This is a genomic window from Candidatus Binatia bacterium (assembly GCA_023150935.1).
Lineage (GTDB): Bacteria > Desulfobacterota > Binatia > HRBIN30 > HRBIN30 > JAKLJW01.
The window spans coordinates 285,130-299,879 of the sequence record JAKLJW010000001.1 but is presented as its reverse complement, the minus strand read 5'-3'; the positions used below and the strand labels follow the sequence as shown (position 1 = coordinate 299,879).

The window sequence follows — 14,750 nt, the reverse complement described above, 5'->3', positions numbered from 1 at the left end:
TCGGCGCGCGGTCAATGGTGCTTCGACCCTTCTTCCGCCGCTGCCGCTTACAGCCGCTCGGCCGCCACGAGGCTCAGGACGTCGTTGCAGCCGTCCTCGATCATCGACGCGCGGGCGTCGCGCAGCAGCTTCTCGATCGGGTACTCGCGACTCAAGCCGTTGCCGCCGAAGATCTGCAGGGCGCTGCTTGCCACCTCGAAGGCGGTATTGGTCGATGTCACCTTCGCGGCGACCGCAAGCTCCAGCTTCGGGGGGACGTTCATCGTGTTGTAGAGGGTGACCTGCCGGCTCAGCGCCCGCGCCGCCTGCACTTTCCGAAACATCTCGAACAGGCGCATTCTGACGTTCTGATGCCGGAAGATCGGCACACCGCCCTGCACCCGCTGCCTGGCATACTCGAGGGCGAGGTCCAACGCCGCCTGTGCCACGCCGACGAAGATCGCCCCCATGCCGCCGTTGGCGGCGCTCAGAATCATCTCGGCACCGAACGCATAGGTCGCGGGCGGAATCACCATATACTCGGCCGGAATGCGCACGTGATCGAAGAAGATCTCGCCCTGATTCAACGCCCGCTGGCCGATCTTGTTCAGCGGCTTACCCTTAGACACCCCCGGCACGTCGAGCGGGACCAGGAAAGCCGCGTCGGCGCGCTTGCCGTCGCCGAGGTCGACCGCGGTGAACATCGCCGCTGCCGTGGCAATCGTTCCGTTCGACACCCACGCCGACTTCTGTCCGTCGATGACGAAGGAGTCGCCGTCCTTGCGCGCCACGCAGTTCGGGCGCCCCGCGCCGGCGCCGTCGGGACGGTTCATGTAATAGATCAGGTCGCTGCCGTGATCCGGCTCGGTCCCCGCCCAACAGCCGATGCAGTCTTCGGCCCCGAAGCGCTCGCTCAGCTCCGGATTGCCCGACATCAGCGCCAGCATGCGCGGGAAGCTGGCGACACCGACACTGATGGCCAGCCCGGCATCGCCCCAGCCCAGTTCCTCGCTGATTATCGATCGCAGGCGCGCCTGCTGCACCGGCGCCAGCCCGCCACCAGGAGCCACGATCTCGGTCAGACCGAGGGCGCGATGTTTCTTGAAGACGTCCCACAGCACCGATCCCTTTGCGATCACGTCCTGCGGGTCCGCCAGCGCATCGAGCTGCGCCGCGGCGGGCCGCATGACCTCCGCCGCGAATCGGTGCGCCGTGTCCCTGACCGCGCGCTCCTCAGACGTCAGATCCACTTCGTAGTCTATGCTTTCCATCTCTACACTCCTCGATTATCCGTCGCCCTGGCGGCTACCGGAGACCGCCGATTTGCGCGCTGGCGCGCCCTTCGAGACGGAGACAAACCCAGCAAGCTCCTCGGCACGGGTTGCGCCCGCAACCCAATGAGCACACGACGGAACCCGTCACCCCGGCGAGAGCCGGGATCCAGCGTCAGATGACGGGCCGGATGCCGACTTTCTCCGGCACGACTGACGAAATCCTCGCACCACACAAAGAAACCAGGACCTGGTAGCTCAGCGCGGGCTTCGCCCGCAACCCAAAGCGAACAACCAGCCCGTTCGCCCCGAGTAGGAGCCCTTCCCCTGGGCTCCGTATCGAGGGGCGCGCCCCTGCCGAGCCTGTCCCTCGATACGCGCCAGAAGAAGGCGCTACTCGGGACGAACGGGAAGGCACTGCCCCTCGATGGCCTGAAGATCTCTTCGCATTGTGCGCGCAAACGCGGAAATCGTAGCTCAGGGGAACGGAAAGGTCCGGTCAGTACGAGTCCCAAGCCGTTCGGACTGAGGAGGCCCCGTCTTTTCAGGGGACATCTCGAAGCCTGTCCTGAGCCCCGTCGCAGGACCTGGGTCACCATTTGGCGGCACTCTCTACCGGCGGTAAACTCCGGGAGCATCGGGCGCGAAGCGTTCCAGCAGGAAGCGCTCCTGCGGCTTCTCCGACGCCGTCTTCGGAATCTCCTCGACCACCTGCAGGTACGACGGCACAAAGTTCGACTCCAGCCCTTTCACGCAGGTTGCAAACACACTGGCCGCATCGAACGTCGCCGGGTCGACCGGCACGATGGCTGCAACCACGTCGCGTTCGCCCGGCGCCCCCGACGCCGCCGGCACGCCGTAGACGAACACGTCGTTGACCTGCGGATGTTCGGCAACGACCTTCTCGACGAAGCCAGGATTGACGAAGTCGCCGTTGTGGCGAATGCCGCCGCCCTTGCGGAAATCGAAGTAGAACCAGCCATCGGCGTCGCGGTGGCACATGTCGCCGCTGCGCAGCCAGCCGCCCTCGGTCTTCTTTCTCGAGGCCTCGGCGTTCTTGAAGTACTCGACCTCGACGCGTTCGCCGGTGGTCGGCCGCGAGATCAGTTCGCCGATGACCCCGGGCGGGCACTCGTTGCCGTCTTCGTCGACGATCTTCATCTCCAGCGTCGGTGGCGGTTTGCCGAAGCTGCCGATGGGTCCGACACCGATCGGGTTGATCGCCAGCCCGCCCTCGATCGCGCCGTAGCACTCGAGGATCTTGACGTTGAAGCGCTCCTCGAACGGGCGCCAGAGGGCCGCGGGCATACCGCCGCTGAGCACCATGCGCACCGGGTTGTCGCCGTCGTTCGGCTTGCGCGGCTCGCTGTAAATTGCCGTTGCCATGCCGCCGAGCAAGTTGAACACCGTACAACCGTGCTCGCGCAGCACGTCCCAGAGCCGCGACTTGGTAAATCGGCGGCTGAACACGGCCCGCAGTTTCATGGACAGCGACGGCGCCAGGGTGATCAGTTGCGCGTTGCCGTGGGTCAGCGACAGTCCGTTGTACGGCCGGTCGCCGGGCTGGAAGCCGATCAGGTACCCGATCGCGCTCGCCCCGACGTAACGGCCGTTGGGGCAGACGACACCCTTCGGGTCGCCGGTCGTTCCCGACGTGTAGATGATCTCCAGCGGGTCCCCCGGCACCTCGACACGCGGGGTCACGTACGTCTCGGGCCGGTCGAGCAGCGGCGCAAATGGCTCCGCTCCTCGCACGTCGCCGGTGGGCATGCAGTTCGCGTCTTCCTGCGATTCGAGCACGACGATCCACTCCAGCGACGGCACGTCGGCGCGCACCGCCGCCACCTGGGCGAGGCAGTAGTCGGCACAGACGATGCCGCGGCACTCGGAGTTGCGCAGCGTGTAGGCGAGCTTATCGCCCCGGGTGCGCGGATCGACGGGCACGAACACGCCGCCGGTAATCGACGCGGCCACCATGGTCTCGACGAACTCCGGGTGGTTGCGCATCATCAGGCCGAAGCGGTCGCCTTTGGCCAGCCCTTTGGCGACGAGCCCGGCGGCGACGCGGTTGCCGTTCATCCACAGGTCGGCGTACGTGCGCACTTCGTGCGGGCGCACGCCGCCGCCGTCGAAGGTGACAACGTCGAAGTCGGGAGCCGCTTCCGCCCGCGCCGCCACGAGATCCGCGAGGATCAACTCGTTTCGTTCCCGCATGGGTCCGCCCTCGCTCACGCCGTGAAGATGTGGACGCCGGCGGCGCCGCCGAACCCCTGACAGTGGGTCAGCGCGACGCGGGCGTTGGGCACCTGACGCGCACCCGACTCGCCGCGCAATTGTTCGACGGCTTCGACGGCCTGTGCGACGCCGGTAGCGCCGAGCGGATGGCCCTTCGCCAGCAAGCCGCCGCTGGTGCTGACCTTGACCCGCGCCGTGGCGAGACCCTGCTCGACGAAACGGCCGCCTTCGCCACGGGCACACAGACCGAGGTTCTCGTAATGAATGATCTCGGCGATCGAAAAGCAGTCGTGCACCTCGGCGCAATCGATCCGGTCGGGACCGATACCGGCCTGTTCGTACGCGGCGCGCATGACGCGGCTGTTGATCTCGGTGATACCCGCCAGCGGATCGCCGCCGCCGAGCGCCGGATCCGATTGCAGCGCCGACGCCACCACGCGAATCGGCCGCCGCGTCGTGCGGGCAACGTCGGCGCTGGTGACCACCGCCGCCGCGGCGCCCGAACTGGTCGGGCAGCACATGAGCAGGCGCAACGGCGGCGCCACTTCGCGCGATCGCATGACGTCGTCGACGGTCACCGGGTCGTGGAACTGCGCCCGCGGGTTCCCGGCGCCGTAGCCGCGGTTCTTTACCGAGACCATGGCCATCTGTTCGACGGTGGTGCCGTAGCGCTCGGCGTGCAGGCGGAAGAGGTTGGCGAACATCGACGGCATGGCGGGCGCACCGTCGCGCGCCAGGGCTTCGAGCCGCTGATCGCCGCCGGTGGGAATGGCGCCGCGGCCCATGACCTCGAAGCCGACGGCGAGCGCCACCTTCGCCATGCCGAAGCCGACGGCCATCACAGCCGAGCGCAGCGCGCTGGTGCCGCTGGCGCAGGCGTTTTCGACGTTGAAGATCGGGACGCCGGTCATGCCGACGCCGTAGAGCACCTTCTGCCCCGCGGTCAGCCCCTGCATCACGTGCCCGCAATAGGCGATCTCGACGGCGGAGTAGTCGACACCGGCATCGGCAAGCGCGGCTTTGACGGCTTCCTGTCCGAGTTCGGCCACGGTCTTCCCCTCGTGGCGACCGAAGGCGGTCATCCCGACCCCGGACACGTAAACCTCGCGTGAGAACGAATCGGTCATGCGCGTACCCTCCCGCCGCCCTTCATCCGTCAAGACCGCCCTTCGATCAAGACCGTGAACCGGACAGCCGCGCGATCCCCATCGGGGCGGACGGGTGAGCGTTCGATTGCCGATGAGACGAACAACCTAGCCGGCGACGAACACCCTGGCCGTGCGGGAGGTATCTATACCGAAGGCGATCGCGATACCGCTTCGCAGGCCGGCGACGACCATGCGCCGCTGGGCGGGCTTCGGCGAAGGCGACGAAGCCAAGGAATGACGGCCGGGAAGCGCAGGCGCCGAACGGGACGGTCTACTCGTTGACCCGCGCCGAGGCGACGTAAGGCGAGACTCCGCCGTTGCCGCTCGGAACAAAGCGCAGCACCAGCGCGGCCAAGCCACCGGCATCGAACGGCGTTGCGCTGGCCAGGGCGATCCGCACCACCCCCGGTACGGGCTCGTGAACCATTAAGAGCGCGCCGGCAGCGGAGGTCACCTTGTGCACACCGGCAAGTCGGCCGGCCACGGGCGAGTACCGCACCTCGAGTTCCGCGGCCTGCACCGCGGCCGCGTGCAACCGGACCGGCACTCTCACAGTGCCGCCGCGCGTACGCACCGGCCGTCCCAGCGACGCTCCGGTCGCCGACGGCGCACGCACCATCCCGCCCCCGGAGGGCTGCCAGTTTCCCGTCGGATCGCCAATCAGAATTGCCGCGAAGTCCTGCGCCTCGGCGACACCGGCGAGCGGCTCGTAGCCGATGCCACCGGGGTTGCACGACCCGCCGCCCAGCGTCGGCTCGACGAGCACCTGATTGGGCACGACCGCCGGCACCGGATCGAACAGCCAGTCGGAACCGCAAACCGCCGCCGCCGGGAACTGCGCGATCGACCCAACCGTATACTGGAGAATCAACGCCGCATCGTACGCGCTCACCGTACCGTTGCCGCTCACGTCTCCGGCGAGACGCTGTCCACTGCTCAGAGTGCGGCTCCCGACGGAAGACTGCAGGACGTAGGACGCATCGAGCGCACCGATCGCCGTTCCCGCATCGCCCGTCTTGTGCGGGTACACGGCGCAGTCGTTCTCCGGCGCCGTATCAGGCCCGGTGTAGGTTCCATCGCTCCCGGTGACCGCCGGCTCCGGCTCGCCGGGCATTTCGAGCGCGACCGCCGACACCGGGGCACCCTGACTGTAGTAGCGCACCGCACCGCTGACCCGCGCCACCGGCGCCGGAACGGTGGGCGTGGCCGTCGGCACCGGTGTCTCCGTCGGTGTCCAGGTCGGCGTCGGCGCCACCGTGGCCGTATCCGTCGGGGTCCGGGTCGCGGTTCGCGTCGGCGTGCTCGTGAAGACGGCGGTCGGCGTCCGGGTTGCCGTCCCGGTGGGGGTCGGTGTGCGCGTACGCGTTGCCGTGGGCGGCATGGTCGGCGTCGGCGTCGGCGATGATCCGGTCATCGGGTAGATGAACGTCACGCCGGCGATGTCGTCGTTGCGCAGTCCCGCACAGCGGCCGTCGAAGTGCGCGTACGCGGCCATCGTCGCCGTGCCGTCCGCCGAATGCCCCATCCCGATCGCATGGCCGATTTCGTGCGTCGCGACCTCGGCGACGTTGCACTGCGTCCAGCCGCTGCAACTTCCCCAACCGTTGTTGAACATCACCTTACCCGTGGTGATGCGGTAAAACGTCTTGCCGTTCACGACCTTCGTCTCTCCGGAGCGGCAGTAACCGCCGATGGCGAGAACGCCGCTACAGCCGCTCGGATCCGGAGAGACCTCGTTGTACGGATCGTTGAACAGAACCCGGTGATTGCTGTCGCAGCCGGCGAAGGTGCCGGTTGTCGTGCCGGCGTCGACCAGCGTCAGACTCGCGTTCGCGACATCGGTCCACGCCGCGAGCGCCGCGTCCACGGCTGCCGCCGAAGCGGCAAAGCCCAGCTTACTGTCCCCCGCCGCATCGACCTTAAAACCGACCGACGCGCCGGAATCCGGCTCGAACCACCGCGACGGCGGGTCGCCAAGGAAGGTGTAACGTTCATGCACCTCCGTCGGCGTCGTCGCCAGTTCCGGCGGCTCCAATTCGAGCGTGCGAACGCCGCGCGAAGTGGAGTCCCGGCGCGCCAGCCGCCGCACTCGCTTGAGCATCGGCAGCAAGCGCTGCACCTCGGGCCGCGCTTCCTCCAACCGGCCGCTGCTCGGCTCGAAGATCATCGCGCCTTCGCCGAGATCGCGCTCGGCCGTCGCCTCCCCGGCCAGATTCACTCCCACTGCGAACTTGCCGAGTCCGAGGTTGTTCGTCTGCAGCGTTCCGTCGGGGTTCCGGGCCAGGAATACCAGCACGCGCTCGCCGACCCAGAACGTCGGGGTCCCGTGCAGCCATTCCACGGTCTCGCCGTACTGGCCGCCGGGCTCCCGCAGCACCACGGTCGCGCGGGCGATGTGACCCTTCAGGACGCGATCCGGCGCAACGTGTATGTAGGTGTAAAGAGCGCCGCGCTCGTCCGGCGCTCCCGTCTCGATGCGCAGCACGGTTCCCGTAAGTACGACGTCCGAGGTCTCGACCAGGGTCGCCTCGTCCATCGGCACGAACGTAGTGGCATGTGCCGTGACGGACACCATGACAGCCGCAATGCTCACGCAGACAGTTCTTCGGTACAGGCGGAACATCGAAACCTCTGATCCACGCCAACAGCGAATGCGGTGCCAGAACGGATGAGACGAGATACCCGCCGCGAGCCGGAGCCGATGCATTCGATCGGGCGCCGCCAAAATGACGTTAACGGCGAAGCGACAACGGCGAGACGACCAACGGCGGTGCTTGCCTGCACTGACCCGCCACGGGCTGCCGCCCGCCTTTCGCCGCTTTCGGCGCTGGTGTAAGACTGCCGCCGTGCTCGTGAGCGTGGTCATTCCAACCTTCAACCGGCGCACACTCGTACGCGAAGCGGTGATTTCGGTGGCTGCGCAGAGCGGTGTCGATTACGAACTCGTCGTGGTCGACGACGGCTCGACCGACGGGACGGCCGCTTCCCTGCGCGCTGAATTCGGCGGCCTCGTGCGACTCGTCGAAACGCCGAACCGCGGCGTCGCGGCCGCCCGCAACGCCGGGGTCGCCGCGAGCGGCGGGGATTGGGTGGCTTTTCTCGATTCCGACGACCTCTGGCTGCCGCAGAAACTTGCCGCGCAAGTCGACTTCCTAAGCTCCCATCGCGAGCTGCGAATCTGTCAGACCGAGGAAACCTGGATCCGCGACGGAGTACGGGTGAACCCCTGTGCCCACCATCGCAAGCCCGCCGGCGACATCTTCGTCGCCAGCCTCCGGCTGTGCCTGGTCAGTCCGTCCGCCGTTCTCCTGCACCGCGGCCTGTTCGATCGCATTGGCGGCTTCGATCCGTCGCTTCCCGCCTGCGAGGACTACGACCTGTGGCTGCGCATCGCGCGGACGGAACCGGTCGGTCTGGTCGAGCGACCGCTGGTCGTCAAGCGTGGCGGCCACCGCGACCAACTGTCGCGCCGTTTCTGGGGTATGGACCGTTTCCGTGTCGCGGCCCTGAGCCGCCTGCTCGCCAACGGAGACCTCACTGACGCGCAGCGCGGCGCCGCACGCGATGTGCTGAAAGAGAAGTGCGCGATTCTCTCTCACGGGGCGGCCCGCCGCGGCCGCCTCGACGAGGCCGAGCGCTACGCTGCCATCGCGGCGGCGTTCGACCTATCGCCTGCCCGCGCAACGCTCGCAGCATGACCTCTGCTGTCTTCCGCGGTAGCGCGAGCATCGCCGAGTTCGCCGCCGAACGGCGCTACGGCCCTGCCACGATCGCCCGCTGGGAGCGACTCGACGCCGCAGACGGGCAGGCTCTTCTGGCGTTGGCCATCGAACTGCGACCCAGCGAGAACCAACTGCGCGACCTCTGGGAATGGGCCGCGGACACGGCGACGCGCGACGGCACGTCGCTGGCAGCGGTCCTCGGAGACGAGTCCCTCCGCGCGGTGCGCCGGCGACCCCTCGCTCGCAGCGAGAAACTCAAGCTCGTGAAGAAGGCGCTGCGCCGGCTCCGCTTCCCCCAACTTGCCGCCAGCGAGGCGGCCCTCGCCGAACACGTACGCGCCTTGAACTTGCCGCGCTCGGTGCGCATCGAGTTCCCCGACCAGCTCGAGGGCGACGACCTGCGCGTCAGCTTCACGGCGCGCAGCCCGGACGAGTGGGCGGCACTCGCCCGCGCACTGCTTGCGGCTGCCTCCGACCCGCGGTGCGCGGCGCTTTTCGAAACCCTGGCCGAACCCGACGGCGCGATCCGGGTTCGGGGCTGCCGGCGCGTCACGGGGAAGCAGGGCGTCCCGCCTGCGCAGGAATGACACCCCCATCTCCATGGCAGGTTCGACGACGGTCTCACGCGCGGAACGGGAATGCCGACGATGCCGAGTGACGGGAGCAATCCGCCGGTGATACCGACTGCACCGTGGCAGCCCGAATCGATCTGGGTCGGGCGGGACGTAGCCGGGACTGCCGTGGCGCGGCGGATCGTTGCCCGGCTGCCCGGCGTGCCGGTGCAGGTCGTGGACGAGGCCGGAGATGCCGACTCCGGCCTGCGCTTCGTCGACGGGAAAAGGCGGCTCGTCATCAAGCGCCAGAACGGATCGTTCCTGCACCATTGCCCGGCCGGTACGCCCGGGCTGGTCTGCTGCAACTATCTGATCCTCAACCTGGCGGTGAACTGCCCTTTCGACTGCGGCTACTGTTTTCTCCAGGATTACGCCGCCAATAATCCCGCCCTCAAGGTGTTCGCGAATCCGGAAGACGGCCTCGCCGAGGTGGACGCGGTACTGCGCGCGCATCCCGACCGCACCTTTCGCATCGGTACGGCGGAGCTCGCCGACAGCCTCGCGCTCGATCATCTCACCGATCTCTCGCAGACGCTCGTACCCTTCTTCGCCGGCCGTCCGAACGCGATCCTCGAGCTCAAGACGAAGAGCGACCGCATCGAGAACCTCCTGCATCTCGACCCGCGGGATCGGGTGGTCGTGTCGTGGTCGCTCAACTCGGGGGCAATCATGCGCGGCGACGAGGCGGGGACGGCGACTTTCGAGCAGCGTCTCGCCGCCGCGCGCCTCGTGCAGAACGCCGGTTACAAGGTGGGCCTGCACTTCGATCCTCTGGTAGCCCACGAGGGTTGGGAGGAGGGTTATCGCGTCACGGTGCAGTCTCTGGCGACGCTCGACCTGGGCCGCATCGCGTGGGTGAGCCTGGGCAGCTTGCGCATGACCCCGAGTCTGAAGGCCGCCGTCCGCGCGCGTCCGACGAACGGGCAGGTCCTGAGCCGGCATCTCCTGACCGGCGAACTCGTTCCGGGACCGGACGGTAAGGAGCGCGCATGGCGCGGCCTGCGCACGACCATGTACCGGCGTACGCTCGCGTGGCTGCGCGAGTTGGACGCGCGTCTGCCGATTTACATTTGCATGGAGCCGGCGGGAGTCTGGGAACGCGTCATGGGATTCGCGCCGACCGACCGCGAGGTGGCGCTGCACCTGGTAGCGGAGGGGTAGATGGAACGTCGAAGACGGCGCGCGAACGGCGGGGAGCGGCCTACCGAATCCACCCCGACGAGCCGTGCGCGGACGCATTTGCGGGCCGCGGCGATCGGCATTTTCGACTCCGGAGTCGGCGGCTTGACCGTGGCGAGAGAGATCGCCGAGGCTCTGCCGCACGAGCACCTCGTCTACCTCGGCGACACGGCGCGCGCACCGTACGGCACGAAATCCGCCGAGGTCGTGCGCCGGTACTCGATCGAGAATGCCGCGTTCCTGCGCGACAAGGGCATCAAGTTGCTGGTGGTGGCGTGCAACACGGCATCCGCCGTGGCACTCGATCTGTTGCGCGCCGAACTCGACATCCCCGTTCTCGGGGTTATCGACCCCGGAGCCCGGGCCGCCGTGGCGTGCACGCGCAATCGCAAGGTCGGCGTCATCGGCACCGAGGCCACGATCGCCAGCGGATCGTACACCCGCGCGCTCAAGGCACTGGACCCGGCCCTCGAGATCTACACCCGGGCCTGTCCGTTGTTCGTGCCGCTCGCGGAGGAGGGTTGGGTCGACAACGACGTCGCGCGCGCCACCGCCGCGCTCTATCTCACCAGCCTGCGGCGCAGCGGCATCGACACTCTGGTCCTCGGCTGCACTCACTATCCGCTGCTCTCCCCGGTCATCGCCGCGACCATGGGACCGTCGGTCCGACTCGTCGACTCGGCGCACACGACTGCCCGAGCCGTACGCGATACGCTCGGGCGCCACGGCCTCGACCGCCGCCGCGGCGCGGCCAGCGTCAGCTTCTTCGTCACCGACGTGCCCGACCCGTTCGTCAAGGTCGGCAGCCGCTTCATGGGGCACCGGGTCGAGTCGGCGGTGCGCATAGAACGTTGAACGCCGCCTCCGGGCTGCCGCGCCGGCGTGCATCGCGGCGGCCGACCTGCTAACGTCTGCGAGCACTTACGCAAGCACTATCGGGGCCTGGCGGCCCCATCACAGGATATGGGCCGGTTGTCATGTTGAGCATCATCAGAAAGATCGTCGGCACAAAGAACGAGCGCGAGCTCAAGCGTCTCCGCCCCATCGTCGAGCGCGTCAACGCCTGCGAAGACGAGATGAGCGCGCTGACCGACGAGCAACTGCGCGGCAAGACGGAGGAGTTCAAGAACCGCATCCGCGAGGGCACCACCGCGGAACGCCGGCAGTTGGAAGCCCTGCAGGCCCAGGCGGCGGCCCTGGCGGAGGCCGGTACCGTCGAGAGCGACGAAGAAGCCAAGGACCTCCGCACCCAGATCGATGACCAGGAGAAGGCGCTGCGCGCCGCCGAGAATGCCATTCTCGACGACATCCTTCCGGAAGCGTTCGCCGCCGTCCGCGAGGCTTCCCGGCGCACCACCGGCCTGCGCCATTTCGACGTGCAGCACATCGGCGGCATGGTCCTGCACCAGGGCAAAATATCCGAAATGAAGACCGGCGAGGGCAAGACCCTCGTCGCCACCGCACCGTTATATCTGAACGCCCTTACCGGCCGCGGCGCGCACCTCGTCACGGTCAACGATTACCTCGCCCGGCGCGACGTGCAGTGGATGGGCCCCATCTACCATCTCCTCGGCCTTACCTGCGCCTCGATCGTGCACGATACCAGCTTCCTGTTCGATCCGAGTTTCGTGCCGAAGGACTACCGCTTCCTGAACCTGCGTCCCATCGAACGCAAAGACGCTTACCGGGCCGACATCACGTACGGCACCAACCACGAATTCGGCTTCGACTACCTGCGCGACAACATGAAGTTCACCCTCGACGAGTACGTGCAGCGCGAGCTGAACTTCGCCATCGTCGACGAGGTCGACAATATCCTCGTCGACGAAGCGCGCACGCCGTTGATCATCTCGGGACCCGCCGAGGAATCCACCGACAAGTATTACAAGATCGACCGCATCATCCCTCGCTTGCGCAAGGGCACGCGCAAGGACCGCCAGGGCGACGAAGCCGCGGAGGAAACCGGCGACTTCTGGGTCGACGAGAAGGCGCGCACCGCCGTCCTGACCGAGCAAGGGGTCGCGAAGGTCGAACGCCTGCTCGGGGTCACCAACCTCTACGAGCCGCGCAACATCGACATCCTGCACCACGTCAATCAGGCCCTGAAGGCCCATGCCATCTTCGCCCGCGACGTCGACTATATCGTCCGCGACGGCCGCGTCATCATCGTCGACGAGTTCACCGGCCGACTGATGGAGGGCCGGCGCTGGTCCGACGGCCTGCATCAGGCGGTCGAGGCCAAGGAAGCCGTCAAGATCGAGCGCGAAAACCAGACCCTGGCGACGATCACCATCCAGAACTATTTCCGGATGTACAAGAAACTCGCCGGCATGACGGGCACCGCCGACACCGAGTCGGTCGAGTTCAAGAACATCTACAAACTCGACGTCGTGGTGATCCCGCCCAACCGGTCGATGGTCCGCGTCGACCATCCCGACGTCGTTTACCGCACCGAGCGCGAGAAATTCGACGCGGTCGTGGAAGAAGTCGCCGACTGCTACGAGCGCGGCCAGCCGGTGCTCGTCGGTACCGTGTCGGTGGAGAAATCCGAGCGCCTGTCCAAGCTCATCAAGCGGCGCGGCATCAAGCACAACGTCCTCAACGCCGTTCACCACGAGGCGGAGGCCAACGTCATCGCCCAGGCCGGGCGCTTCAAGGCGGTGACCATCGCCACCAACATGGCCGGCCGCGGCACCGACATCCTGCTCGGCGGCAACCCCGAGTTTCTCGCTCGCGCCGACATGGAGCACGAGTGGATGCAGCGCGCCTCGGCCCTGCCCGAGGGCAGCCATCGCTACGAAGACGTGCTGCAGAAGCTCCGGGACCGGCACGAGGAAGCCGTGCAGGCGGCGCGACAGGAATACGAACCCAGGTGGAAGCCTTTCGAGGACGCACAGGCCGAGGCGCTCAACCGCCTGACCGACGCGCATCTCGCCTACCTCGAAGCCGCATACTGGCACGCGCGCAACGCCTACGAGGAACGACTGCGGAGCTTCGTGGCGGCACCCGCGGCCGCGGCTGCAAGCGCTTGCGCCGACGCCGCGGAACAGTACAGCAACGCTTTACAGGAGGTAGACCGCGTCAGCGGACCATTCCTCGGAGAAGAGGGTCAGCAGCGATTCCTGAAGGCATACGAGGATTGGCGTACGACGTTGGATGACGCGGCGGCGAACGCCGGCGGCAGCCCGCGTCTGGCCTCCGCTCAGCAAGCCTTCGAACGGGCGCGCGCCGACTACGAGCGCGCCATCCAGAAAGGCCTCGCCGGCACCGATCCGACGGGAGCGAACCTCGCCGCGGCACGGGAGACGTACGAGGCCACCGAGCGCGAGTTTCGCGAGGCCGAAGCGGCGTACCTCGAACACCACCAGCCCTACGAGGAGGCAGTCGCGGCCGCGCAGTCCGAATACGAAGAGACCCGCCGTAAGTACACCAAGGTCGTCGAGGATGTCCGCGAGGAGATGGAAAAGGCGCCGGCCGAATTCCAGTCGCGTCACGAGGAAATCCTCTCCAGCTACAAACGCCTCTGCGGCGAGGAGCGCGAGCAGGTAATTGAAGCCGGCGGCCTGTTCATTATGGGCACCGAGCGCCACGAAAGCCGGCGCATAGACAACCAGCTTCGTGGCCGCGCCGGCCGGCAAGGCGATCCGGGCGCCTCCCGTTTCTATCTTTCCCTGGAAGACGACTTGATGCGCATCTTCGGCGCCGAACGCATTCAGGGCCTGATGACCCGCCTCGGCATGGAGGAAGGCGAGCCCATCGAACACCGCCTCATCACCCGCGCAGTCGCTAACGCCCAGAGCAAGGTCGAAGCCCACAACTTCGACATCCGCAAGCACCTCATCGAGTACGACGACGTCATGAACCAACAGCGCGACATCGTCTACGGACGCCGGCGAGACATCCTCGGACGGCCGAACCTCAAGGGCGAGATCCTCGAGATGGCCGAGGACGTCGCCGATACTCTCGCCGAACGTTACGCCAGCACGGACCTGCCGCCGGAGGAATGGGATTGGCAAGCGCTGCAAGACACTCTGTTCAAGACCTTCACGCTCCGGCTGCACCCTGAGGAAATCGACAAGGACGACCTCACGGTCGGCAAACTGCAGCAGCTCGTCGTCGATCGTGTGCGGGCCATGTACGAGCAACGCGAGCAGGCGTTCACGCCGCCGGTCATGCGGCAACTCGAAAAGATCGTCACCCTGCAGACCCTCGACACCCTGTGGAAGGATCACCTCCTTTCGATGGATCATCTGAAGGAGGGCATCAGCCTGCGCGGCTACGCTCAGAAGAACCCCCTGCAGGAGTACAAGAAGGAGGGCTTCGATCTGTTCGAGGCGATGATGCAGCAGTTCGAAGCGGACGTCGTCGAGAAGGCATTCACCGTCCAGATCGCCCGACAGGATGACGTCGAGCGTATGGAACAAATGCGGCGGCCGCAACCGGCACGCATGGCCATGAGCGGTGGCGGCGGCCCCGAACCGAAGAGCGCCGCTACGGCCGGCCCGCGCACGGCCGACAAGATAGGCCGCAACGATCCCTGCCCCTGCGGCAGCGGCAAGAAATACAAGAAGTGCCACGGTACATGAGCCGCGCGGCCGCGGC

General features: G+C 67.2%; 9 protein-coding genes. 5 read left to right on the top strand and 4 right to left on the bottom strand.

Features of this window, described 5'->3' with window-relative positions; translation table 11 throughout:
• Positions 1 to 47: 47 nt before the first annotated feature.
• From L6Q96_01270 to L6Q96_01255, 4 genes are all read right to left on the bottom strand, one after another.
• Complete coding sequence (locus tag L6Q96_01270) at positions 48 to 1,250, bottom strand: acyl-CoA/acyl-ACP dehydrogenase (protein MCK6553206.1); 1,203 nt, start codon at positions 1,248 to 1,250, stop codon at positions 48 to 50.
• 612 nt (positions 1,251 to 1,862) lie between these two features.
• Positions 1,863 to 3,464: an AMP-binding protein gene (locus tag L6Q96_01265; GenBank protein ID MCK6553205.1), complete on the bottom strand. Its 1,602-nt coding sequence runs from the start codon at positions 3,462 to 3,464 to the stop codon at positions 1,863 to 1,865.
• Positions 3,465 to 3,478: 14 nt separating this feature from the next.
• Complete coding sequence (locus L6Q96_01260; GenBank protein ID MCK6553204.1) at positions 3,479 to 4,612, bottom strand: Nonspecific lipid-transfer protein; 1,134 nt, start codon at positions 4,610 to 4,612, stop codon at positions 3,479 to 3,481.
• Positions 4,613 to 4,904: 292 nt separating this feature from the next.
• A complete protein-coding gene (locus L6Q96_01255) occupies positions 4,905 to 7,226 on the bottom strand; it encodes a matrixin family metalloprotease (GenBank protein MCK6553203.1) in 2,322 nt (773 codons plus the stop codon).
• 181 nt (positions 7,227 to 7,407) lie between these two features.
• Here L6Q96_01255 and L6Q96_01250 point away from each other — a divergent pair, with 181 nt between their 5' ends.
• The 5 genes from L6Q96_01250 (at position 7,408) to secA (ending at position 14,734) form a co-directional block, all read left to right on the top strand.
• The gene (locus L6Q96_01250; protein ID MCK6553202.1) at positions 7,408 to 8,331 is read left to right on the top strand and encodes a glycosyltransferase; all 924 of its coding nucleotides are present in this window, start codon (positions 7,408 to 7,410) and stop codon (positions 8,329 to 8,331) included.
• Positions 8,328 to 8,942, top strand: coding sequence for a hypothetical protein (locus tag L6Q96_01245; protein MCK6553201.1), 615 nt, complete (start codon positions 8,328 to 8,330; stop codon positions 8,940 to 8,942). The genes L6Q96_01250 and L6Q96_01245 overlap by 4 nt, the downstream gene beginning before the upstream one ends.
• A gap of 51 nt (positions 8,943 to 8,993) precedes the next feature.
• Positions 8,994 to 10,130 (top strand): radical SAM protein, encoded by a 1,137-nt coding sequence (locus tag L6Q96_01240; GenBank protein ID MCK6553200.1) that lies wholly within the window; start codon positions 8,994 to 8,996, stop codon positions 10,128 to 10,130.
• Between the two features lie 78 nt (positions 10,131 to 10,208).
• Complete coding sequence (gene murI / locus L6Q96_01235; protein ID MCK6553199.1) at positions 10,209 to 11,003, top strand: glutamate racemase; 795 nt, start codon at positions 10,209 to 10,211, stop codon at positions 11,001 to 11,003.
• A 122-nt stretch (positions 11,004 to 11,125) separates the two neighbouring features.
• Positions 11,126 to 14,734, top strand: coding sequence for a preprotein translocase subunit SecA (gene secA, locus L6Q96_01230; protein ID MCK6553198.1), 3,609 nt, complete (start codon positions 11,126 to 11,128; stop codon positions 14,732 to 14,734).
• Positions 14,735 to 14,750: the final 16 nt, after the last annotated feature.